Annotated in this window: 23 protein-coding genes and 2 pseudogenes; 13 read left to right on the forward strand and 12 right to left on the reverse strand. The window is 47.8% G+C overall.

What is annotated here, in order from left to right; all coding sequences use genetic code 11:
- Nucleotides 1-43 precede the first annotated feature (43 nt).
- On the forward strand, nucleotides 44-595 hold the full coding sequence (locus tag ADU23_RS09300; protein ID WP_053373482.1) for a DinB family protein: 552 nt from the start codon (nucleotides 44-46) through the stop codon (nucleotides 593-595).
- A gap of 85 nt (nucleotides 596-680) precedes the next feature.
- Here ADU23_RS09300 and ADU23_RS09305 read toward each other — a convergent pair whose 3' ends face one another.
- Nucleotides 681-1,598, reverse strand: a complete 918-nt coding sequence (locus tag ADU23_RS09305; protein WP_053373483.1) for an aldo/keto reductase — start codon at nucleotides 1,596-1,598, stop codon at nucleotides 681-683.
- Nucleotides 1,599-1,815: 217 nt separating this feature from the next.
- Entirely contained in the window at nucleotides 1,816-2,073 is a 258-nt protein-coding gene (locus ADU23_RS09310) for an Atu4866 domain-containing protein (protein WP_053373484.1), read from the reverse strand.
- Nucleotides 2,074-2,240: 167 nt separating this feature from the next.
- On the opposite strand from ADU23_RS09310, the gene ADU23_RS09315 reads away from it, so the two are divergent.
- The 5 genes and pseudogenes from ADU23_RS09315 (at nucleotide 2,241) to ADU23_RS09335 (ending at nucleotide 6,139) form a co-directional block, all read left to right on the forward strand.
- Nucleotides 2,241-3,170 carry an AraC family transcriptional regulator gene (locus ADU23_RS09315; RefSeq protein ID WP_231637345.1) on the forward strand — a complete coding sequence of 310 codons (930 nt, stop codon included), beginning with the start codon at nucleotides 2,241-2,243 and terminating at the stop codon, nucleotides 3,168-3,170.
- A gap of 125 nt (nucleotides 3,171-3,295) precedes the next feature.
- Nucleotides 3,296-3,541, forward strand: a pseudogene (locus ADU23_RS09320) (GNAT family N-acetyltransferase); the annotation flags it as partial.
- Between the two features lie 143 nt (nucleotides 3,542-3,684).
- On the forward strand, nucleotides 3,685-4,026 hold the full coding sequence (locus ADU23_RS09325; protein ID WP_053373485.1) for a zinc ribbon domain-containing protein YjdM: 342 nt from the start codon (nucleotides 3,685-3,687) through the stop codon (nucleotides 4,024-4,026).
- 203 nt (nucleotides 4,027-4,229) lie between these two features.
- Complete coding sequence (locus ADU23_RS09330; RefSeq protein WP_053373486.1) at nucleotides 4,230-5,354, forward strand: ROK family transcriptional regulator; 1,125 nt, start codon at nucleotides 4,230-4,232, stop codon at nucleotides 5,352-5,354.
- Nucleotides 5,355-5,398: 44 nt separating this feature from the next.
- Nucleotides 5,399-6,139: a glucosamine-6-phosphate deaminase gene (locus tag ADU23_RS09335; protein ID WP_053373487.1), complete on the forward strand. Its 741-nt coding sequence runs from the start codon at nucleotides 5,399-5,401 to the stop codon at nucleotides 6,137-6,139.
- Between the two features lie 56 nt (nucleotides 6,140-6,195).
- Here the strand turns inward: ADU23_RS09335 and ADU23_RS09340 are convergent, their stop codons facing one another.
- Together ADU23_RS09340 and ADU23_RS09345 are read right to left on the reverse strand one after the other, a co-directional pair.
- On the reverse strand, nucleotides 6,196-7,005 hold the full coding sequence (locus ADU23_RS09340; protein ID WP_053373488.1) for an ABC transporter permease subunit: 810 nt from the start codon (nucleotides 7,003-7,005) through the stop codon (nucleotides 6,196-6,198).
- Complete coding sequence (locus ADU23_RS09345; RefSeq protein WP_053373489.1) at nucleotides 7,002-7,889, reverse strand: ABC transporter ATP-binding protein; 888 nt, start codon at nucleotides 7,887-7,889, stop codon at nucleotides 7,002-7,004. Before ADU23_RS09345 ends, ADU23_RS09340 begins: the two co-directional genes overlap by 4 nt.
- A gap of 159 nt (nucleotides 7,890-8,048) precedes the next feature.
- On the opposite strand from ADU23_RS09345, the gene ADU23_RS09350 reads away from it, so the two are divergent.
- The gene (locus ADU23_RS09350; RefSeq protein WP_053373490.1) at nucleotides 8,049-8,642 is read left to right on the forward strand and encodes a TetR/AcrR family transcriptional regulator; all 594 of its coding nucleotides are present in this window, start codon (nucleotides 8,049-8,051) and stop codon (nucleotides 8,640-8,642) included.
- A 102-nt stretch (nucleotides 8,643-8,744) separates the two neighbouring features.
- Nucleotides 8,745-9,323 (forward strand): annotated as a pseudogene (locus tag ADU23_RS34035) (cupin domain-containing protein); the annotation flags it as partial.
- Between the two features lie 342 nt (nucleotides 9,324-9,665).
- On the opposite strand, the gene ADU23_RS09360 reads toward ADU23_RS34035, so the two are convergent.
- Together ADU23_RS09360 and ADU23_RS09365 are read right to left on the reverse strand one after the other, a co-directional pair.
- Entirely contained in the window at nucleotides 9,666-10,865 is a 1,200-nt protein-coding gene (locus ADU23_RS09360; RefSeq protein ID WP_053373491.1) for an MFS transporter, read from the reverse strand.
- A gap of 252 nt (nucleotides 10,866-11,117) precedes the next feature.
- Complete coding sequence (locus ADU23_RS09365; RefSeq protein WP_053373492.1) at nucleotides 11,118-11,567, reverse strand: VOC family protein; 450 nt, start codon at nucleotides 11,565-11,567, stop codon at nucleotides 11,118-11,120.
- Between the two features lie 160 nt (nucleotides 11,568-11,727).
- Between ADU23_RS09365 and ADU23_RS09370 the strand changes: the two genes are divergently transcribed.
- Complete coding sequence (locus ADU23_RS09370; protein ID WP_053373493.1) at nucleotides 11,728-12,162, forward strand: Lrp/AsnC family transcriptional regulator; 435 nt, start codon at nucleotides 11,728-11,730, stop codon at nucleotides 12,160-12,162.
- Between the two features lie 43 nt (nucleotides 12,163-12,205).
- Here ADU23_RS09370 and ADU23_RS09375 read toward each other — a convergent pair whose 3' ends face one another.
- The 3 genes from ADU23_RS09375 to pepT form a co-directional block, all read right to left on the reverse strand.
- Nucleotides 12,206-13,096, reverse strand: coding sequence for an RNA polymerase sigma-70 factor (locus tag ADU23_RS09375; protein ID WP_053377550.1), 891 nt, complete (start codon nucleotides 13,094-13,096; stop codon nucleotides 12,206-12,208).
- Between the two features lie 36 nt (nucleotides 13,097-13,132).
- Entirely contained in the window at nucleotides 13,133-14,317 is a 1,185-nt protein-coding gene (locus ADU23_RS09380) for an NAD(P)/FAD-dependent oxidoreductase (protein WP_053373494.1), read from the reverse strand.
- Nucleotides 14,318-14,477: 160 nt separating this feature from the next.
- Nucleotides 14,478-15,710, reverse strand: coding sequence for a peptidase T (gene pepT / locus ADU23_RS09385; RefSeq protein ID WP_053373495.1), 1,233 nt, complete (start codon nucleotides 15,708-15,710; stop codon nucleotides 14,478-14,480).
- Nucleotides 15,711-15,828: 118 nt separating this feature from the next.
- Here pepT and ADU23_RS09390 point away from each other — a divergent pair, with 118 nt between their 5' ends.
- Nucleotides 15,829-16,776, forward strand: coding sequence for an alpha/beta hydrolase (locus ADU23_RS09390; protein WP_053373496.1), 948 nt, complete (start codon nucleotides 15,829-15,831; stop codon nucleotides 16,774-16,776).
- Nucleotides 16,777-16,991: 215 nt separating this feature from the next.
- Nucleotides 16,992-18,170: an MFS transporter gene (locus ADU23_RS09395; RefSeq protein WP_053373497.1), complete on the forward strand. Its 1,179-nt coding sequence runs from the start codon at nucleotides 16,992-16,994 to the stop codon at nucleotides 18,168-18,170.
- Nucleotides 18,171-18,239: 69 nt separating this feature from the next.
- On the opposite strand, the gene ADU23_RS09400 is transcribed toward ADU23_RS09395, so the two are convergent.
- Together ADU23_RS09400 and ADU23_RS09405 are read right to left on the reverse strand one after the other, a co-directional pair.
- Nucleotides 18,240-18,932 (reverse strand): response regulator transcription factor, encoded by a 693-nt coding sequence (locus ADU23_RS09400; RefSeq protein ID WP_053373498.1) that lies wholly within the window; start codon nucleotides 18,930-18,932, stop codon nucleotides 18,240-18,242.
- Nucleotide 18,933: 1 nt separating this feature from the next.
- A complete protein-coding gene (locus ADU23_RS09405; protein ID WP_197286050.1) occupies nucleotides 18,934-20,097 on the reverse strand; it encodes a sensor histidine kinase in 1,164 nt (387 codons plus the stop codon).
- A 331-nt stretch (nucleotides 20,098-20,428) separates the two neighbouring features.
- Between ADU23_RS09405 and ADU23_RS09410 the strand changes: the two genes are divergently transcribed.
- Entirely contained in the window at nucleotides 20,429-20,689 is a 261-nt protein-coding gene (locus tag ADU23_RS09410) for a helix-turn-helix domain-containing protein (protein WP_231637347.1), read from the forward strand.
- 313 nt (nucleotides 20,690-21,002) lie between these two features.
- Nucleotides 21,003-21,716: a DUF421 domain-containing protein gene (locus ADU23_RS09420; RefSeq protein WP_053377551.1), complete on the forward strand. Its 714-nt coding sequence runs from the start codon at nucleotides 21,003-21,005 to the stop codon at nucleotides 21,714-21,716.
- 66 nt (nucleotides 21,717-21,782) lie between these two features.
- Here ADU23_RS09420 and ADU23_RS09425 read toward each other — a convergent pair whose 3' ends face one another.
- Entirely contained in the window at nucleotides 21,783-23,534 is a 1,752-nt protein-coding gene (locus tag ADU23_RS09425) for a sigma-54-dependent Fis family transcriptional regulator (protein ID WP_053377552.1), read from the reverse strand.
- Nucleotides 23,535-23,572 lie beyond the last annotated feature (38 nt).

The following is a 23,572-nucleotide window of genomic DNA, read 5'->3' on the forward strand; positions in this document are numbered from 1 at the left end:
GTATAGTCATAGCAGATGATAAATAAAGGAGCTGCTGAAGAATATGAACGCAACCGAAGCATTACGGCGATTTGAGGAAAATGTGAGCGAGTATTTGCATGAATTAGAAGGCTTCAGCATGGAACAGTTGAAGCATCAGCCAAGTGAGGACGAGTGGTCGCTTGGACAAATGTATCAGCATCTCATTAACTCGGCTCTGTATATGCAGCTTCCAAACATTGAGCGCTGTATAACCATGACGGATATGGAGGATGCCATTCCATCAACAGAAGAAAAAACAAAGGAGGGTAAAGCGATTTTTGAGCTGGGCAGCTTCCCCCCTATACGTATCCAAGTTCCGCCATCTCCGCAATATACGCCTAAGCAGCCGGAAAGCAAAGAGCAGCTGATCCAAGGATTAAGCGCTGTGGTCCATCGTATGAATGAGGTGCTGCCAACGCTTGAAACAGCAGATAAGCAAAGCGCGGTCGCCCATCCGCGGTTCGGCATGCTAAACGCAAACGAGTGGTTTTTGCTGATTGAAATGCACTATCGCCATCACCGTTTGCAGATGAATCGTTTGAAAGAGGCGCAGGCGTTACCCGGGATCGCTTAAGCATAAAACGTTAGATAGGCAGCAGGGACAGAAAATAAAGCAACCTCGGTCATGGATGACCGAGGTTGCTTTAACGGTTTGCGCCTTAAGGAAGAATGTTGCCTGCCGCGCGGAAGATGCCATACCACTCTTCGCGTGTCAGGTGAATGTCGCTTGCTTTAATGCAATCCTTCAACCGGTCGATATTCATCGTGCCGATGACAGGCTGCATGTTCGCCGGATGGCGCAAAAGCCATGCGATCGCAATCGTTGTGTTGCTAACTTCATATTTGCTTGCGACTTCATCGATTTTTTCATTCAGCTCCGGGAACTTTTCGTTTCCGAGGAATACGCCCTCAAAAAATCCGTATTGGAACGGCGACCATGGCTGAATCGTAATATCGTTCAGTCTGCAATAGTCCAAAATGTTGCCGTCACGGTTAATGGCAGCATCGTTTTCCATATTTACGTTAAAGCCGTTAGAAATCATGTTGGCATTGGTGATGCTTAGCTGCAGCTGGTTCGCAACAAGCGGCTGCTTCACTGCTTTCTTCAACAGCTGGATCTGCATCGGAGTTTGATTGGAAACGCCGAAATGGCGCACTTTGCCTGAGCTCTCAAGAAGGTCAAAAGCTTCCGCAACCTCTTCCGGTTCTACAAGCGTATCTGGACGGTGCAGCAGCAGAATGTCCAAATAGTCGGTTCTGAGGCGCTTCAGGATGTTGTCTACGGAATCTAGAATATGCTCTTTGGAGAAATCGAACATGCCTGGACGAATGCCGCATTTGGATTGCAGGATGATCTTCTCACGAACGCTTGCATTCATATGAATGGCATCCGCAAAAATCTCCTCGCATTTTCCACCGCCGTATATATCCGCATGGTCGAAGAAGTTTGCCCCTTCGTCTAGCGAGGTTTGGACGAAATGCTCAGCTTCGGTCTTGTCCAGCGAATTAATTCGCATACAGCCGACAGCAATTACAGGCACCTCTAAATTGCTTGTACCTAGTTTTATTGTTCTCATGATTAAAGTCCTCCTTAGTGATTGGTTAACCTGACTTGATGGCATTGGCGCATATAGGGATGTGGTTCGACGTTTCATGTAGAGGTATTCAAGTGAAAGTATAGCGGAATAAGCGGACGAGCGTAAGTGCTGAAATTATATATAGTAAGTAAAAGAAAGGTAACTACGCAATGCCAGCCCCTGCTCGACCTGTCTATTTTCTTCCTTTATCCTTCGATTATTCTTCCCGGTACAAAATCATGCCGGCATGGTAGAGCACGCCACCTTGGAAATCCCCGTCGGCTGTAAATCCAGTGTCGTCTACATAGTCGATATGATCTCCATGAATCGCATAGAAGCCTTGATAGGCGCTTTGCCTCTTGCCGCGCGCTTCGTCGTAACGTCCGTTAGGCAACAGCTCATGCCTGATGTATCCGTCCTTCGTAACCCACATGCCTATATAAGAGGTTTGTTCTGTTTTGTTTGCGTTGTTCATTTTACAATTCTCCTTTGCCGGTTTAAGGATAATGGTCTCTTCATTACCCCATTATGGAGCGAATAGGAGCTCACGCGGTAGCCGAATCATGTAACGTTATTGCACAATCCTCCAAAAAGGTTAAAATGATCGTTATAGCTACCAGAACGGGAAAGGAGGCTGTGAGGATGACAAACCTGATGGATGACGAATTGGTTAGACAACAGCAGCAACTGGCTTCTCTTATTGAACGACATACACCGGATGCAGGCACTCACTCTACGGCTATTTCTTCTTTAAAATTGATACGCTCCTGCGGGGAAGCGCTGCCCGTTTATTCGGTCTACGATCCTGCGCTGTGCATTGTCGCTCAAGGATCAAAATTGGTGATGCTGGGACAAGAAAGCTATTACTATAATCCGGCATCTTATTTAGTGGCCTCCGTTAACCTGCCCATTACCGGACAAATCATTGACGCTGCTCCTGAGCATCCTTATTTAAGCCTGCAGCTCAATTTCAGTACAGATCAGATTCTGGACATTATAAAGCAGCCCCATACGGATTGGAACCATGCAGAAGGCTCGGGACGAGGTTTGTTAGTCAGCAGAACCAGCCCTACCCTTCTTGAGGCGGTTCTCCGGCTTGTCCGTCTTCTCGATTCGGAGCGGGATATTCCTATCCTTGCCCCTCTCATCATTAGAGAGATTCTTTACCGGATTTTGCAGGATGAGCAGGCCGGGGCTTCGGTTAGGCAGTTTGCTGTGGCCGGCAGCCATGCCGAGCGGATTGCAAAAGCCATTCGTCTCATAAACCGCGATTTTGCTAAGCCGTTGCGTATTGATGAGCTGGCTGCGGCAGTTAGCATGAGCCCATCCTCGCTGCATTTTCATTTCAAAGAAGTAACCGCCATGAGCCCTTTGCAATATCAAAAGCACGTCAGATTGCAGGAAGCTAGGCGTTTATTGCTGCTGGATATACCGGGAGCGGCGAATGCGGGTTTCCAAGTAGGCTATGAAAGCCCTTCGCAGTTCAGCCGTGAATACGTTCGAATGTTTGGCCTGCCTCCATTAAGCGATATGAAGCGCCTTCGCGAGACTTTAGCCGAGCGGAGCAATTGATCCAAGGCAAGCCATATCAATCAAAAAAGAAATGAGGAGCTTGGGATGAATGTTTTGATTAGAGAAGCGGGTCCTGAGGATTGCGGGGCATTGAGCAGATTAATGACGCAATTAATGAGCAAGGAATTAGGGAGAATATCGAGGAAGTTTCGAGATTTGGGGAAATATCGGTCATCGTTGTAGACAGGCAGGTCAAAAGAAAAGGAATCGGCAAAGTGTTAATGGATTATGCGGAGAAATTAGCTAAAGAGCATGAATGCAAAGGAACCTGGTTAGTATCCGGACTTACGAGGGTAGATGAAGCGCATAAATTTTATAAGGAGCTTGGTTATGAGGTAACCGGCTCTAGGTTCGTAAAGAAGCTAAGATAGCAAGGTCGCCTATATGTTCCGAGGGGTCGGATAAATCGGAGCCTAGGCAGAAGCGTGGGTAGGAGTAGGACGAGGCTGCCCTTGAAGTGATATACTTGCTTTATCCCATATAAAGAACATTGATGAATGGAGGACATGAAATCATGTCTAGCTTGCCAAATTGCCCGGAATGCAACTCGGAATATACGTATGAGGACGGAAGTCTTTTTATATGCCCGGAATGCAGCCATGAATGGAGTTTACAAGGGGAAGGCGACAATACGGAAGACAAAAAGATCGTCAAGGATGCTAATGGAAATATTTTGAACGATGGAGACACGGTATCTGTCATTAAAGATCTTAAAGTAAAAGGAAGCTCCTTGGTTATCAAGATAGGCACAAAAGTAAAAAATATTCGTTTGATCGACGGCGATCACGATATTGATTGCAAAATCGATACATTCGGAGCGATGAAATTAAAATCCGAGTTCGTGAAGAAAATATAAATACTGTCGGTGTAAGGGAAGATGTAACCTCGTTACTAAAGCTCGAATGGCGCTTAGCACATAGGCCATTACGGGCTTTTTTACGTTCCGCCGCCATCTGTTCCATATAAATAAGGTTGAAAAATGTAATCGTTTGCATTATTATGGTCATATAGTTTGTTTTATCACCGAACAAACAAACCAGATGTAGAAAGGAATGTCACATGGAGAAAAATGTTATTCCTCAGCCAACTGCGAGTTCAAACGTTTTGCAGGTCGTGCAGTTAATCCGTTCCGAGCAGCCCATAAGCAGAGCGGATATCGCAAAAAAACTAGGGATCGCCCGATCTACCGTATCTGCGATCATCGATGATTTATTAAATAAAGAAGTAGTGATAGAACAAGGCTTCGGCAGCTCCACGAAAGAGGGGGGACGGCGAGGCATTCAATTGGGCTTTAACCCAAAATCGGCTTACGGTGTCGGGGTGGACATTGGGGGAACCAAAATTTTTATCGTCATTACGGATTTGGACGGAGAAGTCGTATTTAAAGAAAAGATCAAGACCATGGCTGATATCGATGAGATTATGGCTGCCATTAATCAAGCGATTTTGAAATCTGGAGTGAATCAGCAATTAATTATTGCCATGGGTGTCGGCGTTCCCGGGATGACGAACACGGCAACGGGAGAAGTAATTGACGCCCCTGCTTTAGGATGGCAGAACGTGCCGCTGAAGGATAGGATGCAGAAGCATTTCAACTTCCCCGTTTTTATCAATAATGACGTCAGGTGTGCGGCGTTAGGGGAGCGGTGGCTAGGCTCAGGGGTCATGTCGCAAAATATGTTCTTCATCGCATTTGGAACCGGGGTTGGCTCGGCCATTATTTATAATGGACAGCTGATCGAAGGGCATAACTTCTCCTCTGGGGAGATCGGATATTTTATCGACACGGATGATGTGGAGAACGGACTGACCAATCAGCCTGGACAGTTCGGGACGTTTGAGAACAAAAACTCGGGTACGGGTCTCTCTAGGCATGGCATCGCCCCGGAGGAGCTCTTTAAGCAGTATGCGGGCAAAGACGCTAAGGCGGCAGCTATTATTGAAAGGTTTATACGGGAGGTATCGGTTGCCCTCGCCAACGTATGCAGCCTAATCAATCCTGAGAAGATCATTATCGGCGGGGGTGTCTCGGAATCGATGCCTGTCGTGCTGGATGAAATCAAAAAGAACGTACAAAACTTTACGCCTAACCATGCTTCTATCGAGTTGGCCGTTCTTGGACCGGATGCCGGCGGGCTTGGCGCTGTCGCATATGCCTTTCAAAAGCTGCAAGAAGTGAATTAATCACATTTTTACTCAGTTCATCATGAATAAGGAGCGGATTAATTATGAATATTGTTGTTTTGAATCATTACGAGGAAATGTCCCAAAAGGCAGCCGAGCAGATCATTCAAACGGTGCAAGCGAAGCCGGACGCTCTTCTTTGTTTTCCCGGCGGCGACACGCCAAGAGAAATTTTTCGGTTGCTCGTACAGGCTGTGAAGGATAACCGAGTAGATTTTAGCAAATCGACCTTCGTTGGGCTCGATGAGTGGGCAGGGCTTGGCCGTGAGGATGAAGGCAGCTGTATCCATTTCCTCTACGAACAATTTTATAATCCGGCAGGCATTCAAGACTCGCAAGTGCATGCGTTTAACGCCAAAGAAAAAGATCTACAAGCCGAGTGCGAGAAAATCGATGCGGTCATTAAGCGGCATGGCAGCCTCGACTTAATATTGCTGGGCATAGGAGTCAACGGGCATCTCGGCTTTAATGAGCCGGGCGCCTCCTTCGAGTCGTACTCCCATGTATCTGATTTGGATGCGGTGACGAGCACGGTCGGACAAAAATATTTTAAGGAACAGCGGGTGTTATCACAAGGCATTACGCTTGGCATTAAGCATATTCTAAATGCCAAAAGCGCGATATTGATTGCGAATGGGCCCAAAAAGGCGGATGCCGTCTTTGAAGCGGTCAAAGGTCCCGTGGTCAATACGATGCCGGCAAGCGTGCTTCAGCTGCATCCGAACTCGCATCTGATTGTTGATCTTGAGGCGTATGCCAAAGTTGAGAAGTCTGAAGCGAACTAGAAAAACAAACGCCAAGCCCCTCGCGGACTTGGCGTTTGTTTAGTTGTAGAGCAGTTCTACAATAGCAGGTTGCGTCTGCGGAACAGCACGATGGCTAGACCAAACGATACCAACCCGATGAAGGAGAGAAGGATAAAGGATACAGCTAAGTTTGCATTTCCGTTAATAATTTCGCCGGGCTGGTAGAGGGAGAAGATCGAGATATTTCGCAGCCATTCGATTTTTTCGCTAAATTTGCCGATCAGATCCAAGCTAAAAAAACCAAACGTAATGAATCCGGAAATGGATAGCGCCTTCTTCTCGTCATTGGAGAGAGTGGATACGAGGAAGGAGATGCCGCCGACGGCAAAGAACAGCAGAAATGCCGCGATATTCATCTGGATAAAGGTGAGCGTATCAAATGCATAAGCATCCCCGAGAAACCATAAGCTTCCGATAAACCCGGCAAGGGTCGTAATGGCCATAATGACAAACAGTCCGCTCGTCAGCACAGCTGCCTGCGTAAAAGCGACCTTTCCTCTTGTTGTCGGGGTAGACAAAATATAAGCCATGGAGCCTTGATCCACCAATTTCGCCATCAGCTGCGTCGATAATTGAACGCATACGATAGCGAGAATAAGCACCAGAATTAATCCGTAGTATTCTCCCGAGATGAAGGCTTCCGCGCTGCCAAAGCCGTTAAGCCCGAACGCGCGCCCGACTCCCTCCGGCATGGAATTGACCAATTCGTCGATCGCTTTCGTGTTTTTGGCAAGGCCGGGATATAACCAAAACATAAGAAGGATATAAAAGGCAGAGCCAAATGAGTAGTTCAAAAAGCTCTTCCTATTTACTTTCATCATCTGTTTATATAAGGTGACATTCATTTCATCGTCTCCTTGCGATCATAGTAATTCATGAATATATCCTCTAGGTTTTGAGTGAACATATCGATATTGCGAACCTTGTACTTTGCGGTCTCTTCCACAAATCTATCGTAATTGCCTTGGATGGCAACCTTCACCCGATTACCCTCATGTGATTCGATAAGCAAGCCTGAATGGATGAAGGACTTTGCCTCTTCATCGCTCTCGAAGGTGACCTCGAACAGCTTCCGCTGCAAGGACTGCAGCTCATGGATATCATTAACGGCAACGATGACGCCGTCCTTAATAATGGCTGCCCGGTCGCAGGTTCTCTCTATTTCGGGAAAGCTGTGCGACGACATCAGGAAGGTTTTCCCCTGAGACTTCTCCTCCAGCACAAGCTCAATAAAAACCTTTTGCATCAGAGGGTCAAGGCCAGAGGTCGGCTCATCCAAAATGATCACTTCAGGATCATGCATGAAAGCTGCAACGATCCCGACCTTTTGCTTCATCCCCTTGGACATTTTCCGAATGGGCGTTTGGACGTCGAACTGAAGCCGGTCGATTAAGCGTGAGCGTTTGGCGTGATCTTTTATTCCCTGCATGTTAGCCATAAAGTCCAGAAACGTCTTGCCGGTCATCCCTTCAAAAAAAGTGATTTCTCCCGGCAGATATCCGACGCAGGATTGAAATTTCCCCTGTTCCCTCCAAGTGTCGAGCCCGTTCACCTGCACATTTCCTTTATCGGGCTTCATGAAGCCCATAATATGCCTGATTGTCGTTGATTTGCCCGCACCGTTTGGCCCCAGAAAGCCGAAAACCTCACCTTTTTTCACCGAAAATGAAACATCGAAAATTCCTCTCCCGTTTGAAAATGTCTTCGTCAAATGTTGAACGGTTAACATGCCGGCACCTCCAGGAAATAAAGAAATGAAATATTAATATCGATATATTTCATATTTATAATATACCCGGCCTTTGGCTCCGTCAATTGTTTTATGAAATATGTTTGTGGTATTATTTCATAAAATACATAATAATCGATGGGACTCGGGTGAACGGTGATGAATGGATTTGAGAAAAGGGCTAACCTAATCAAAGAGAAGATAAAAAAAACGACGTTAGGCCTGCTGCGGACCTCAGACCCGAAGCGGATTCGGGTTGCCGATATTTCCAAGCAGGCTAACGTTTCGCAGGTCACGATCTATAATTATTTTGGCAGCAAGGAAGCTTTGCTTCGCGAAGTGATTAAAGATTATTTGGACAAGGGCACCGCTGATTTTGAGGAAGTTATGAAAAAGGGCCTTTCCTTGAGGGAGAAGATTGAATATATTATCTTTCTGGAGAAAGAAATCTATAAGGAGCTGCCGCTTGGTGTTCTCAAAGAGCTAATAAGCGAGGATCAGGAGCTAACCGCTTATATCGAAGAGCAATACAATCAGAAAGCGATCCCTTTGACGATTCAGATGATACAGGAAGGAAAGGAAAGCGGCGAAATCTCGGATCATATTTCCATTGAAAATGTCCTAGTCTTCATTCAGCTGTACATGAACCAGTATGAAACGTTGCTGGATATGGCCCAAAAAAGCGGCGATATGGATAAATTTCTTGAAGGAATGGTTCATATGTTCTTTTACGGCGTGTGTGGGAAAAGCTGAAGCCTGTGACTAGTGAGTGCTAAAAATAGGCGATTGTCACGCATGGATGACCTCGGCATACCATATAGGGATATTGATTACAATTGAATTGGAGTTGTTACAATGACAGATCCTTATGTGGAGTATACAAAACCGGGCGTTCAATATTTTTTTGACGTTAATAAAAACCGTTTAAACACAAGAAACGCTGAAAATTTTATTAATCGCCTTGGACGAGATAACTTAAACACGCTGGGCAACGTTTCTTTGCTTGATATTTATTTGAGCAGAGGGCGTGTCGTTGAGCCGCATTATCATCAAAATGCTTCAGAGCTTGTTTATTGTATTGCGGGCAAAGCTACGGTTTCCTTAATCAATCCTTTTAATAATCAACTTTCAAACATTACGATTACCCCCGGACAGGTAGCAAATATTCCGCAGGGCTGGTGGCACTGGGAAATTGCGTTAATAGATAACACTCATTTGCTCGCTATCTTCGACGCTCCTTATCCAGAGTACATTTTCGGATCGGATATCCTTACAAAAACGCCTATAGAAGTGCTTGCCCATACGTATTGCTTGAATCCGGAGCTGTTGAGAGAGACGTTGAAGCCTTTAAACAACCAAACGATTATCATTGGCCCTACGGATGAATGCGTGGCGGGAGCTGTTGGCGGCGGTCAAAAGCAGCAAAAATCGAATATGGCACCACAGTCCAACATGGCACCTCAGTCGAAGATGGGATTACAGTCCAACATGGCACCTCAGTCGAATATGTCGCCTCAGTCGAATATGGCACCACAGTCCAACATAGCGCCGCAGTCCAATATGGCACCGCAATCCAATATGGCACCGCAATCCAGTATGGGCTATCACCCCAATGCTATGCCCCGTTTCCCGCAGCATCATCAAATGAATTATTATTATGGGGACCAAGATCGTTAATGGGGATACGCTGCATGTATACATGGTAAAGGCATCATGCAAAAACAGCCCTAGCTTCTCGACGAAGCTGGGGCCGTTTTTATTTGTATGGGAAAAGGATTACGCTGCCGGTTGCCTGCGTTCAGTCATATAACAAGCTAGGCCTAGCAGAAGAGCGGCTCCGACGAGCAAGGCTCCAACCCATGGAAGAGCGTTTATCGACAAATGCGTAATAACCCAGCCTCCTATAAAAGCACCTGCGGCATTTCCGAGATTACCGGCTGAATGGCTGGAGGTAGAGGCGAGCGCTGGCGCTGCTTGTGCGAGGCTCATCACTCGTACCTGAAGTCCCGGGAATACAGCAAAAGCAGCAGCTCCCCATAGGAAAACGGTAATGACAGCCGTGATTGGGTTATGGATGGTGAAGGTGAAGAGTGTCAGGAGAACACAAATCGTGAAATAAAGTCCCAGCACGGAAGGCATTAGCTTCCAGTCCGCAAGCTTTCCTCCGACAATATTACCGATGGTCACGCCAATGCCGAAGAGAACGAGAATCCAAGTTACGTTATGCTCGGCAAAGCCTGCAACTTGTACAAGCAGCGGTGTGATGTAAGTGAATACGGCGAAAAGGCCGGCATTGCCTAATGCTCCGATTAGCAGGTATAGCAGAAGCTTTGGCTTGATGAGCGCGGAAATCTGCTGGACGATGCTCGCAGGTTTTTCTTGCCGGAGCTTAGGAATGAAGATTACGATGCCGACGAGTGCGATAACGCCCATAATGGCGATCGCGCCAAACGAGGAGCGCCATCCCATATTTTGGCCGATGAAGGTTCCGAGAGGAACACCGATAATATTCGCGATGGTTAACCCCGCCATCATGATGGATACGGCGCCGGCCCTCTTATCCGGCCGCACGAGGCTAGAGGCGATAACGGCCCCAACGCCGAAGAAGGTTCCGTGAGTTAATGCGGTAATAATGCGAGCGCCCATTAGAACGGCGTAGTTTGGAGCGATAACGGAGATTCCGTTGCCGATAATAAACAATACCATAAGCAGCAATAACAGCTTTTTCTGCGGAATTCGGTGGGTGAGGACCGTTAGGATTGGAGCGCCAATAGCGACTCCGAGGGCATACATCGTTATAAGCTGTCCTGCGGATGAAATGCTGACGTGCAAATCCTCGGCGACATTGGGCAGAAGGCCCATAATGACAAATTCAGTCATTCCAATCGCGAAGGCGCCAACGGTTAGAGATAGGATGGAAATGGGGAACGGTTCTTTAACGGCTTGCTTTCTGGTAACGCTTTGAGATAACTCCATGATGTAAGTGTCAACCTTTCTGCTGTATAGGAACAAGCACCAATCGTATGTTATGATGCTACACCGGTCAATAAGACCTGTTTCATATTATTTAGTTTTCCGGGCGTATAATCAAGCTATTTATTTTAAAGATTAGGTGAAAAGCTGTCGGTCAATTACGCTGAGCTTGGGCTATGTTAGATTTTCTTCACCGAACAAAAAAGAAGAAGACCCAATCACGGACAGGTGATTTCGTCTTCTTCTTGCTTCTCCTTATAAGGATCTATCAAAATCAACCTCTTGCAAAAATTCGATGACCTCACCGTTCGGACTATAAATGACAGCGTTTTTTACCAGCAGCGGAGGCTCGCCAAGCGAGAGCTCGCCCGGCTCTATAAAGGGCTTAGCCCCATAGGCAATGGCTTTCTGATACATCTCATCTACATGATCGACGTAAAAGGCGAAATGCAGAAGCGCTCCGTGAGCGATATCTTGTTCTGACGCAGCTCTTTTCCCTTGGGCAGGAATGACGGCATCATGGTCAAATATTTCGATACAGGTTTTTTGGTCAGGCGAAATAAGCATCGAGGCTTCTTTGATTTGAAAGGCTGGAAGGCTCCAATGATGGCCTTTTTTAAAACCTAACGCTTCCGTATAAAACGCCACGGTTGCTTCATAATCCTTCGCTTGGATCGCCACATGCGCAAGTCCTTTTACGCTCATCTTCGATTCACTCCTCCTATATAAGCTGCCTTTATTATAGAGATAATTATGGGCTGATTACATAGTATAAATGAGGAATTAGTGGTAGAGTAGTTGCTGAATATAAGTTAATCCGAGCTAAAAAACTTACTTTATGTTACTCGTTCAGGAGGCTTCCGCTATGGATCATCAAATCGATGATATTGATAAAAAGATCATGTTATTGCTTCAGCATCATGCGCGCATATCGATTGCTCAAATCAGCAAAGAAATTTCGATGTCCCAGCCCTCTGTGAAAGAAAGAATGTTAAAGCTGGAGGACAAAAATATTATCTCCGGGTACGCGGCACAATTTAATTTGCGAAATTTAAATCGCGGCACAACCACGTTTATTTTAATCAAAACCGAGCATTGCCAAGCGTTAGTTGATTTTTGCGAGGCAGCCCGAGAAGTAACCGACCTATTTCGCATAAGCGGTGAATTTAATTATCTCATCAAAATACAAACGTCAACGGTGGAGGAGATCGCCGTATTTCAAGATTCCCTTGCCCAGATCGGTGCGTCAAAGTCGCATATTTGTATGAAAAATATATTGGAAAACAGAGTGCTGCTCTGACGCTCAGTTTCTATTCCTCTACTCCGTTTCGGGGTCCGCTCACCTAGCCCGATGAAGTTGAACCGTCTATACTAGACACAACAAACTGCAGCTTATCCGGATTTCTAATGAAATAAATATGGCGAATGGTTTCCTGCTCAACATGCAAGAGCGCGACCGTTTCCAGTTGTCCTCCCGTACGGATCACAAGTCCGGTCTGGCCATTCAAGCCTGTAATCTCCACTTGAAGGCTCATTCCATCTTGGGCGGCCTTGCGAATCAAGCCGAATAGGAACTGAGCTACGCGCTCGCGCGTTGCGACGGGCTGAATGGCGGCGAGTGCTTTGCCGCCTCCGTCGGATAGAAGGACAACATCCTCGGAGAGCAATGACAGCACGGTGCTGACGTTGCCTTGCTCAAGCGCGATGAGGAAGCGGCCGATCCATTCCTCGCCAGCTTCTTCAATCGATACCGAAGCATCCTCAGCCATTCCCATTTTTGCTCGGGCTCTGCTCATAAGCTTGCGGCAATTCGACTCGCCCTTGCCAATAAGCTCAGCAATATCGGCATATTCAAAGCAGAGCGCCTCGCGCAGGACAAATACGGCACGTTCAGCCGGAGTCAATCGCTCCAGCAGGACGAGCATCGCGTAAGACAGCAGATCCTTTTGGATGACCGCGCCGAGCGCATCCGCGTCTGGGGTCGGAATTGGCTCCGGAAGCCAAGGTCCGATATATAGCTCTCGCCGTTTGCGAGCGGATTTGAGCACATCTAAGCAGCGGTTGGTCGTCATTTTGCACAAGTACGCTTTCGGATTTGCCATTTGATCAAGAGCGATGCCGTGAGCTTTCATAAACACGTCCTGCACGATATCCTCCGCGTCGGAGGCTGTTCCGGTCAATTGGTAGGCAAGCTTGAATAATAACCCCTTATACTTCGTATACAGGTCTTCCATCATGGAATCCATTCCCCCCTAAGCTCGCTGATCCTACTATTTTATCAGACTCGCCAAGTCCCACGTCCATTTTCGGATTTTCCAGCCAAGCTTTCCGGTCATCGTCATTTCCAGTCCCCATTTCTGGGTCCATGCCATTCCTTGCTCAGGCCCGAGGCCAATGCAATAAAAATCCATGTAGCTTTTATGGGTAGGAGCGGGGGCTCCTTGCAGATCCGCTGATATAATTTTGCCAAGCCGTGCCGCTTGGCCGGTCGCTTCCTTGCAGGTCAGGCGATCGGCTTGCCCGCTGGTTGGATCTACGATGCAAGCGCAGTCCCCAATGCTGTAGACGCCTGGTGCTCCCGTTACGCGGTAGGAAGCATCCACGATGAGCTGGCCGTTCGGGGTGAGCGGCAGACCCATGCTGCGCAGCATCGGATTGGGCATTAGCCCAAGTGACCATACACAAAGCCCGACTGGAATTACGCCGCCGCCTGACAGAGCCAGTTGCCCTTCATGCTCATGCAGAGCCTTCTGACCATGAACAACGGTAACACCTCGCTCCGCCAAAGCACGCTCCAGCTTGCGTCCCATCTTGGGCGAGCCCTCTTGAAAGAGCCGATCCTGTGCATTCAGCAGATAAATCTTCACGTCATTCGCATGGATGCCGAGCCTTGCCGCTTCCCCGCGTACGGCATGAGCCAGCTCTGCGGAGGTTTCGATGCCGCTAATGCCTGCCCCTGCCACTGCAAGGGTGAGCAAGCGCTGCCGCTCTTCTGCATTTGTCTCGTTTGCTCCCTGATGCAGGTTGTTGAGCCAAGCCTCTCGAATCCGTGCTGCTGCTTCGAGGCCGGTCAGCGCGATGCCGCCTTGCTCGGGAGCAGTCTGCCTAACGACGCTGCCCGCCGCCATGACGAGTATGTCATAATGAACCGCTACCTCGCCATTTGATTCATCCCGGTACAACAGCAGTTGGTCTTTCCCTTTAATCTCCGTTACTGTACCTTGGACAAATTGAACGCCTTCTGGAAAAAGGCTCTTTAGCGGCAGGGTGATGTCGGCTTCCCCTGAGGCAGGCTTAAATAGCAGTACCTTGCGAAGATGGTAAGGCTGCTTATCGATAAGGACGATTCGGAGATTTTGCGCATGCACGCCTTCACCCAGTGATTCTCGAATGGCTTTGACGGCGTTGATGCCCGCATAGCCGCCTCCAACAATCATACATGTCAATGGTTTCATCATAACCAGCTCCTCGTTGCGATTTGCCCATATAACGAGGATGGCGGTTATTTTGTGACATAGGCATTTTTACAAGATCGGATGGTGCTTCTTGCGCAACGGCAAACAGGCTGCCGCAAGTCAGTCATTGCGACAGCCTGTACTTATTCGTTACAAGCCTCTAAGCCTTTTGCTCATAAAGCTTAACGATCTCGATAATCGTCTTAACGGCAAGCTCCATATTGTCTGCGGAGACGTATTCGAAGCGGCCGTGGTAATTTTCTCCGCCAGTAAAAATATTCGGCGTCGGAAGTCCCATGTAGGAGAGCTGGGAGCCGTCAGTGCCGCCGCGAATCGGCTGGATGATCGGGCTGATGCCGAGATTTTTCATCGCTTGCTCGGCGATGTCTACGACTTCTTTTACGGGCTCGATTTTCTCCCCCATATTGAAGTATTGGTCTTTGATCTCGAGCACAATACGCTCTTCTCCGTATTTCGCCTTCAGCTCCTCGACGATTCGAGTCAGCTCTTGCTTTCTCTCTTCAAACTTCTTGCGGTCATGGTCACGAATCAAATAACGCAGCTGTGTTTGCTCGACGTCGCCTTGAATGGAGTTCAGGTGGAAGAAGCCTTCGTAACCTTCGGTCAGCTCTGGCGTCTCATTCGCAGGCAGCTTCGCGTGAAGCTCCATAGCGATTTTGGCGGAGTTGACCATTTTGCCTTTGGCTGTGCCGGGGTGAACGTTTTTGCCCTTGCATGTAATGACGGCGCCCGCCGCGTTAAAGCTCTCATATTGCAGCTCGCCTAGCGGCCCGCCATCCATTGTATAGGCGTAAACAGCGTCAAAGGCAGCCACGTCAAACTTATGCGGACCACGGCCGATTTCCTCATCCGGGGTGAAAGCCACTCTTATTCTGCCGTGCTTCAGCTCTGGATGGCTAATGAGATAAGCCATCGCTGTCATAATCTCGGCAATGCCGGCTTTATCGTCCGCGCCAAGCAAGGTAGTGCCGTCCGTTGTGATCAACGTATGGCCTTTATAGCCGGTCAGCTCGGGAAAATCGCTCGGCGACAGCACGATATGCTGTGCTTCGTTCAAAATAATGTCCTGCCCGTCATATTGCTCAACCACTTGAGGCTTGACGCCTGCTCCGGTAAAATCGGTAGCCGTATCGATATGGGCAAGGAAACCGATTGTCGGGATTTCCTTATCGGTATTCGCAGGAAGAGTAGCCATAACGTAGCCGTTCGAATCCATCGCAGCATCCTGCATGCCGATGGCTTTCAATTCTTCCACGAGCATGCGGCCCAGCGTCAGCTGTCCCGGTGTGGAGGGGCAGGTATCGACGCTCTCGTCAGACTGTGTTTCAACTTGCGCATAAGTGATAAATCGGGATATAATCTCCGTTTTCATAATTATCTTCAGCTCCAGTACAATTAGTCATATTACAAAGTATAATACAAAAGAGACTTCATCCCAAATGGATGCCAACAGGCCATTTTTCATAAAAGATAGTGAGGCGTTTTAATAGATGTCTTTAACGTATAACAAATCGGAAAGCTACTGGAAACAGTATCAGAGGTTTTTTCCGGCGGAGATACAGGTGGACGAAGATCATCTGCCAACCGAGGAATGGTGGGGATGGAGAGACATCTCTATCCATTTGGACCGGATGCCTGCTGCGGATGCGAAGCTGAAGATCATTTCGATTCACGGTGCCGGCGGCAATGGCAGATTGCTTGCGCCTTATGCAAGATTGCTGCAAAATCACGGATACGAGGTCGTGTCGCCCGATCTGCCTCCGTATGGGTTAAGCGAAGCGGCAACGGTTAAACATATCGATTACCGTTTATGGATCGATATCCTTACAGCGCTGGTTGAACACGAGACAGCTCGTGATGGCAAGCCTATCGTTTTGCTCGGCAGCAGTATTGGAGGGATGCTGGCTTACAACACGGCAGCTATGAGCAAGCATGTAAAGGGTCTGATTGCGACGACCTTTATTGATACAAGCCGCGCAGAGGTTCGTGATCAACTGGCTCCTAATCGATTCATTAGCCGGGTGGGCAAGCTTTCCATGGATGCTTTCCCTTTCTTAGCTGATCCATTCCGCATTTCTATCAAGCATGTATCGCGCATGCACTTGATATCAAACCACCCTGAGCTGACGAAGCTCATTATGAATGACACGCGGGCGGGTGGCGCAAAAATCCCTCTTCGGCTGCTGCGTACGTTCCTGAATACGGAACCGCTGATAAAGCCGGAACAATTTGACCGTTGTCCGGTGCTGCTTGTTCATCCCGAGATCGATCCGATGACGCCGATTCAGTTCAGCGAACCCTTTTATGAGAAATTAACCGGCGACAAACAATGCGTGATCCTAGAAGGAGCGGGCCATTTTCCGATTGAGCAGCCTGGTTTGGAGCAGTTGAAAACAGCCGTGTTAGCTTTCTTGAGAAAGCTGGAGCGTACCTGTTGATCATTCGATAGGCCATTTTAAATTTGTGATATATAATCAGCTTATTAGAATAGAAGGCGAGAAAGAAAACGGGATCGTGGAAGGAGAATACGACATGACGCAAGCCCATGCAAGAGCTCCCAGCTAAGCCTTAACATCAAATCGAGCACGGACGCGTGCACCTCCGTTTATGGGTTGAGCAACCTTCAATCCTAAATGAGAGGGGCAGCAATGCCATGAGTTATATGCCAAATATTTGGAAGCTGTACGTGTTCCGTTTCTTTTCCAGCCTAATCCCTGCTTATGTGATCGAGAGATTGTTTTGGGAGGAGAGAGGGATGACCATCCAAATGGTCGTCTACGCGGAAATTATTTTTGCGGTAACCGTTGTTTTGCTGGAGGTGCCCACTGGCATTATATCGGATAAGTGGGGCCGGAAGCATATGATTGTATTGTCCGCCATATTAGGCTGCTTTGAATTTTTAATTTTGTTGTTTGCGACGGAGTTTTGGCATTTTGCGCTCGTTGTTTTTCTGGCGGCTATCGGCAGATCGGCAGGCAGCGGCTCGGACCATGCGTTGCTCTACGATTCTTTAGCGTCCGCGGGGAAGGAGCAGTCCTTCGAGAAATATGTAGGCCGCATGAACGCGATCGACATTGTCTCCATCATGATTGCAGCTTTATGCGGTAGTTTATTGGCAGGCCGCTTCGGGTTCTCGCTTAATTATTGGCTCTCCTTCGTAAGCTCTGTTGCTGCACTGGGCTTCGCCCTCATGCTGGTTGAACCAGCCGGAAGCAAGCAGCAGGACGGGGATGAGCAGATCCCGCTTAAATTGTATTTGACAGCCTCGCTGCGCCTTTTTAGAGATAATAAAGGGGTTCTGCTCGTTGTGTTATCTGGCATGGTTACAGGCGCGGCCGTCAACTTCATTGATGAGTTTTGGCAGACGTATTTGGACAGAATAGGCATCCCGGTCATCTATTTCGGTTTGTTCTCGGCTGCGCTATTCCTGGTCAGACTTCCGGGCAATATGCTGGCTTATAAGCTGAAAAGCCGGTTCAACTACCGTTTTTTGATAGCAGGAGTGACAGCGGTTTTGGCTCTGGGCTTTATCTATCTTTCAGCGGTGAAAGGCTTTAGCGGTTTGGCAGCCATGTTCATCATCTGTCTGTTCGCTGGGATGATCGAGCCGCTCGCAGCCGGTTATTTGCACCATCGCATCGATTCCTCCATGAGGGCAACGATGGGCTCCTTTCAGTCCTTGGGTGAAAATGCAGTACTCATCCTTACCGGAATGGGCTTCGGTTATTTCTCATCGCAATTCGATATTTTTGGCGGATACGGTTTTATTGGAGTCGTTTGCGGTTTGTTTTTTATTTATTTTACATTCGCATCCAAAAAGATGGTTGAATAGGATAAACGTAGGGGCTGTTCCCGAATCCACCTTTGGATTCACGGAACAGCCCCTTTGTTTGCTTGAATATTAACGGTCATTCTCATGGAGGTAAGCGATGGTTTTGGCCCTGCTGGAGACGTTCAGTTTTTTGTAAATGGCACTAAGATAGTTTTTTACGGTCCCTTTGGTCAGAAATAACTCAGTGGCAATCGTTTGGTTAGACTTTCCCTGCTTCAGCATCCTTACAATGTTTCGTTCTTGTATAGTCAGGCTGCTCAGCTTTCCATCCTCCGATTGATCGGGTGGGGCTGAGGCCGGTTCGATGTCTTCCTTTGATGATTTTTCATGCTGCTCCGACGTTTGGATCGCCTGGGCAAGCCGCATCTGAATGCTGAGCGGATAATTAATTCTCCCGTCTAGGCAATCCTGAATCGTGGAAAGCAGCTTCTCGGTCTCAATCCCCTTCACCAAAAAACCGCTGGCCCCATGGCGTATCGCTTCCCATATGTACTCTTCCTGCTCGAAGGTTGTCAATATAAGCACCTTCGTATCCGGAAATTCCTCCCGAATTTGTTTGGTTGTTTCAAGGCCATCCTGCTTCGGCATATGAATGTCCATTAATACAAGCTGGGGTTGATGCAACCGTACCTGTGCGATCGTTTCGAGGCCATCGCTTGTTTTCGCTGCTACCGTATATTTGTCCTCCATGCTCAAAATGGCGGCTAAGCCATCCCGAATTAAAGGTTGATCATCTGCGATAAGAATGGTGATTTTCGACAATTCACTCACGCCTTCCGGTCGTTATCGTTTGCAGGGGAATAGTGATCTCGAGCGTTACGCCGCTTGCCGGACGATTTTTTGAAATCGAAAGCTCTCCGTTTACATCCGTCACTCTCTCCTCCATGGCGTTCAGACCGAAGCCATAAACGATTTGAAGAGGCGCCTTGCCGTTATCGGACAAGCTGAATTGGATGCGCGAGCCCCGAAGGGACAGTTTGAAGTGGAATTTGCTGCTAGCGCCATGCCGAAGCCCGTTGGTTAGCCCCTCTTGCAAGGCGCGATATATGGTTAACTCGATCATAGGCGGCAGCTCCGGCATGGAGGCATCGATCTCGTACGTAATTTTGACGCCCGTTTTCTTCTGTGTCTCGTCGATCAACGCTGTAAGATCAGGAATGAACAGATGGCCTGGGATGTTTTCGCGCAGCAAGTGGACGGAGCTTCGCACATCATCCAAACCGCTGAGAATGCTAGCCTTGGTCCGGTCGATCATCTCCTGCGCAAGGGGATAATGGTTTCTTCTGATAGCATGCGCTGCTGTTTGCAGTCCTGCTAATGCGGAGGTCAGCGTATGTCCAACCGAGTCATGAATCTCGCGAGCGATTCTAGTTCGCTCTTGCAGCTTCGCCTTCCGTTCCAATTCAAGCGAGGCGATTCGCAGCTGTTCATTGTCTCTAGCGAGTTGGTCTTTTTGCTGAAAAGCAATCTTGGCAAGAAGGCTGATCCCGAAAATAGCGAAATATTCGATTACGCGAGGCATGAAATCGTAAATATTGTCATAAGGCGGAATCTGGCGGGAAACCCAAAGGCTTAGTACGAAGCAAGCATAGCACAGCATTGTGAAGAAGATAGAATGGTTTCTGGAGTGATGGAAGGTAAATTCTCCAATGAGAATTAATAGATAGACCTGCGCAAAAAAGTCTGCCGATAGAATGGATATGACAAAAGCCAGCGCTAGCTGGAAAAACAAAAACAGCGTGCCTGCCCAATAGCGCAGATCGATCCTGAAAACGTAGTCACGAATCAGAACGACGGCGATATAGGCGCATGCGAGCAAGCAAAGTCCAAGTGAGAATGCGGTGGTATGAAGCAATAAGGTGATTGTTGCTACAACTACGATCATATTCAAGATCAAATTTATTTTCTTGTAAAATTGAGCATCCAATAGTAAGCCCTCATTTTGGAACATATATTTGCTCTCTATTTTATCATAAACATGACTTAAGTCATATAAACTTGAAAATAATGTCACAAAATGACCATAAATCTTTGTTTCTAGTGAATAAGTTCATCTAGTGCAGGACTTTAGAATCATTTATAATAAGGATAGTTTAAGTGTTAATCGAAATGGCAGGTAGTTTTTTGGGTAAAAAGAACCATTGTTGATCATGAAATATAAAAGGAGACGTGTACATGTTTCTGATTTTATGGAATGTATTAGGCTGTATTCTTCTCATTTTGAGTTTATATTTCCCTATCGTCCGGATATTGAAGGCTTGAATGACATTGTAGTTCGGAGAACGGGAGATGCCATACAGGGGTTTTCAAAGGGCTATCAGTTGACGCAGCGGGAATCGGAAATAATGCTATTAATTGCGATTCATGGATTTTCCAATCAAGAAATATCCGATTATTGCAACATAAGCGAAAAAACGGTCAAAAATCATATTTCCAATATTATGGGCAAGATGGGCATTCGGTCGATTCGGAAGTTGCTTTCACTGCTCTTCAATCATGTATTAAATACTTGCGAATGAAGGTTTCAAATGAAGGATCGTTCGTATTCGCTCAGGGAGACGGTTATCATACTAGATGGGATTTTTTTTAGAGAGCTTAGAAAACTAAGCCATAATGATGAGATGAGATATAAGCTGTTGATCTATGGCGTCAAACGGATTTTAGGAAATAAAAAAAAGTCCGGGAAGGTATCCCGGCTATTCCGTACAAGGATTAAGACAAAACCGAAATGGGATTAATCTCAAGCATCTCCTTTAATCGTTAAATACGATTGAGGGAGGTGTTTTTAGTTATACGGTTATGGAGATAATGGAGGCAGAGGTGGAACATAACATGCATGCCTATTTCGATATTCTTTTGCGCTCAAGCTCTGCTATAATCCTGCTCCTGCTGGTATCTAAGCTGCTGGGCAAACAGACGATTTCCAACATGACGTTTCACGACTTTGTAACGGGCATTACCATTGGGGCGCTAACCGCGAACCTGGCGTTTAACGATTCGCTGAAATGGACGCATGTGTTGCTGTCGCTCCTTGTCATTACGGTTATTTCAACTTTGTTATCTATTATTGCCTTGAAGAACCACAAGATGAGGAAATGGATCTCGGGTTCGCCAACCGTACTTATTGAGGGCGGCAAAATACTTGAGGAAAATATGAAAAAAGAAAAATTCACGCTGGATTCCTTGAATCAGGCGCTGAGGGAAAGAGGCATATTTAATTTGGATGAAGTGGAATACGCCGTACTTGAAGACAATGGGATCGTAGCCGTTTTGAAAAAAGACGAGTATCAATATGTAACCAAAAAAGATTTGAAGCTTAATCTGAACGCTCGAGCGCAAGCATTTCCCGTTGAATTGATCATGGATGGCACCCTTATGGAAAAACAATTGGAGGAAAATGGGCTGACCAAGGAGTGGCTGGAGGCGGAGCTAAAGCGCAAGGGGAAACAAATATCCGACGTGTTCTACGCGGTAAGAGGAACGCAGCGGCAGCTGATCTTTGATTTTTACGAGGATGAGATCGATAAGCCTATTGATAAAGAATAGAAGGGAGACAAAGGGTTGAGAAACAGCGATAGGCTGCGGCTCAACCCTATTTTATTGCGCGGCATGCTAAAACATCGTTATGCCGTACTCCTCTATTTTACGGTATAACGTCGTTCTTCCGATCTTCAGACGAACGGCCGCCTTGCTGAGATTCCATTCTGAAGCTTTCAGCGCCTGCTTGATCGCCGTTACTTCCGCATCCCGCAGCGTAAGCGGCTCCGCCATGCCGGATGCAGGAAGCTCAGCCGGAGTCTCTTCTTCAAAAGAGAGATGCTCCGCGTCAATCGCCTGTCCGCCCGCCAGGAAGACCGCTTGCATAAGGATGCCGCTGAGTTCCCTAATGTTGCCGGGCCAGCTGTAGCCTAACAGCTTATGCTGTGCTGCCTCCGTTAAGCTTGGGCAAGGCGAAGCGTGCTTCTGGAGCAAATGAGCGGCTAATGCCAAAATATCGCTTCTTTCCCGCAAAGCCGGCAGTGTAAGGTGGATCCCCTTCAACCGGTAATAGAGGTCAGCTCGAAAACGGCCGTCTTTTACCTCCGCAGCCAAGTTTTTATTTGTTGCCGCTATGACTCTAATGTCAATCCGCTTGCTTTTCACGCTGCCTACAGGCGTAATCATGCCCTCTTGGAGCACCCTCAATAAAGCAGCCTGTGCGCGAAGAGGCATATCTCCGATCTCATCCAGAAAAATGGTGCCCTTATGCGCGGCCTCGAATTTTCCGGCATTGCCATCCTTGTTCGCGCCCGTGAAGGCGCCGCGGGCATAGCCGAATAATTCGCTTTCAATAAGGCTATCAGGAATGGCGCTGCAATTAAGGGCAATGAATGGCTGCGCCGACCGATAGCTTGCGGTATGGATGGATTGCGCGAACAATTCCTTCCCAACGCCGCTCTCGCCGAGCAATAGAACAGGGAAGTCGGTCGCTGCCGCTTTCTGGGCAAGCTCTTTCTTCTGTATGATCGCCGGACATGCGCCAACGATATCTTTAAATGTATACAAACGCGGACCGTTTGCCTCCTGCTTCCGAATGGAGACGGATTGCCACAGCTTCTGATGCTCATTATGGATCGTTTCAACCGAGAAGCCGTCCAGCTTCGTAAACGTCTGGCCGATTGCATCGCTGCCGACAAGGCGGAGCGCTGCTTGGTTAGCCCGAAGGATTTGGTTATCCCGGCTAAGCGAGAGCAGCGGCAGAGGATGATTTTGCGCGGTATAGTCGAGTTCTCTTAACGTGACGAGATGTTCTTTCTTCGACTCCTCCAGCAAAATCTTGTTTTGCAGGGAAAAGGCCGCCATGCAGGCAAGCGAAAACGTATAGGCGTGGTAATGCTCCTGCTTGCCGCTAATATTGATGACACCGATCAGCTCACCGATTGCATTGAAGATGGGGGCGGAGGCACAGGTCAAGAAGTGATTGGAGCTAAAATAATGCTCATGGGCGTGTACGCGCACCGGCTTTTTCTCCGCGAGGGCGACTCCGATTGCATTTGTGCCCTTTCTGCTCTCCGTCCAATTCGCACCTACCTGGAGCTGAACCGCTACCGCGCGACGGGAGAAGTCGGCATCTCCGACCGTGTGAATAATCGTTCCCTGCGGATCGATGAGCAGCGCCATTTGGCCGGATTGCTTGATGCCGGCGTGCATCTGCTCGAAAATTTGCTCCGCGTAATGAATCGTTTGCTCGTTTTGCCGGAGTATAGGCTGAATGTGGCTTCCGGTTAAGATGTCATCGTCAATGGGGTCGGTTGGCTTTAAACCAAATTCGTGACAGCGCTTCCAAGACAACGCCGCCGCTTCGGATAAAAAGTTGTTTTCCACTGATAGCAAACTAAACACCTCCAGGCGCAATCGGTATC

Source organism: Paenibacillus sp. FJAT-27812, assembly GCF_001273905.1.
Classification (GTDB): Bacteria; Bacillota; Bacilli; order Paenibacillales; family Paenibacillaceae; genus Pristimantibacillus.

What these genes read in the sequence shown, in the direction of transcription:
- ADU23_RS09300 (WP_053373482.1), top strand. Translation starts at nt 44, where the DNA reads ATGAACGCAACCGAAGCATTACGGCGATTTGAGGAAAATGTGAGCGAG.
- ADU23_RS09305 (WP_053373483.1), bottom strand. Translation starts at nt 1,598, where the DNA reads ATGAGAACAATAAAACTAGGTACAAGCAATTTAGAGGTGCCTGTAATT.
- ADU23_RS09310 (WP_053373484.1), bottom strand. Translation starts at nt 2,073, where the DNA reads ATGAACAACGCAAACAAAACAGAACAAACCTCTTATATAGGCATGTGG.
- ADU23_RS09315 (WP_231637345.1), top strand. Translation starts at nt 2,241, where the DNA reads ATGACAAACCTGATGGATGACGAATTGGTTAGACAACAGCAGCAACTG.
- ADU23_RS09325 (WP_053373485.1), top strand. Translation starts at nt 3,685, where the DNA reads ATGTCTAGCTTGCCAAATTGCCCGGAATGCAACTCGGAATATACGTAT.
- ADU23_RS09330 (WP_053373486.1), top strand. Translation starts at nt 4,230, where the DNA reads ATGGAGAAAAATGTTATTCCTCAGCCAACTGCGAGTTCAAACGTTTTG.
- ADU23_RS09335 (WP_053373487.1), top strand. Translation starts at nt 5,399, where the DNA reads ATGAATATTGTTGTTTTGAATCATTACGAGGAAATGTCCCAAAAGGCA.
- ADU23_RS09340 (WP_053373488.1), bottom strand. Translation starts at nt 7,005, where the DNA reads ATGAATGTCACCTTATATAAACAGATGATGAAAGTAAATAGGAAGAGC.
- ADU23_RS09345 (WP_053373489.1), bottom strand. Translation starts at nt 7,889, where the DNA reads ATGTTAACCGTTCAACATTTGACGAAGACATTTTCAAACGGGAGAGGA.
- ADU23_RS09350 (WP_053373490.1), top strand. Translation starts at nt 8,049, where the DNA reads ATGAATGGATTTGAGAAAAGGGCTAACCTAATCAAAGAGAAGATAAAA.
- ADU23_RS09360 (WP_053373491.1), bottom strand. Translation starts at nt 10,865, where the DNA reads ATGGAGTTATCTCAAAGCGTTACCAGAAAGCAAGCCGTTAAAGAACCG.
- ADU23_RS09365 (WP_053373492.1), bottom strand. Translation starts at nt 11,567, where the DNA reads ATGAGCGTAAAAGGACTTGCGCATGTGGCGATCCAAGCGAAGGATTAT.
- ADU23_RS09370 (WP_053373493.1), top strand. Translation starts at nt 11,728, where the DNA reads ATGGATCATCAAATCGATGATATTGATAAAAAGATCATGTTATTGCTT.
- ADU23_RS09375 (WP_053377550.1), bottom strand. Translation starts at nt 13,096, where the DNA reads ATGGAAGACCTGTATACGAAGTATAAGGGGTTATTATTCAAGCTTGCC.
- ADU23_RS09380 (WP_053373494.1), bottom strand. Translation starts at nt 14,317, where the DNA reads ATGAAACCATTGACATGTATGATTGTTGGAGGCGGCTATGCGGGCATC.
- pepT (WP_053373495.1), bottom strand. Translation starts at nt 15,710, where the DNA reads ATGAAAACGGAGATTATATCCCGATTTATCACTTATGCGCAAGTTGAA.
- ADU23_RS09390 (WP_053373496.1), top strand. Translation starts at nt 15,829, where the DNA reads ATGTCTTTAACGTATAACAAATCGGAAAGCTACTGGAAACAGTATCAG.
- ADU23_RS09395 (WP_053373497.1), top strand. Translation starts at nt 16,992, where the DNA reads ATGAGTTATATGCCAAATATTTGGAAGCTGTACGTGTTCCGTTTCTTT.
- ADU23_RS09420 (WP_053377551.1), top strand. Translation starts at nt 21,003, where the DNA reads ATGCATGCCTATTTCGATATTCTTTTGCGCTCAAGCTCTGCTATAATC.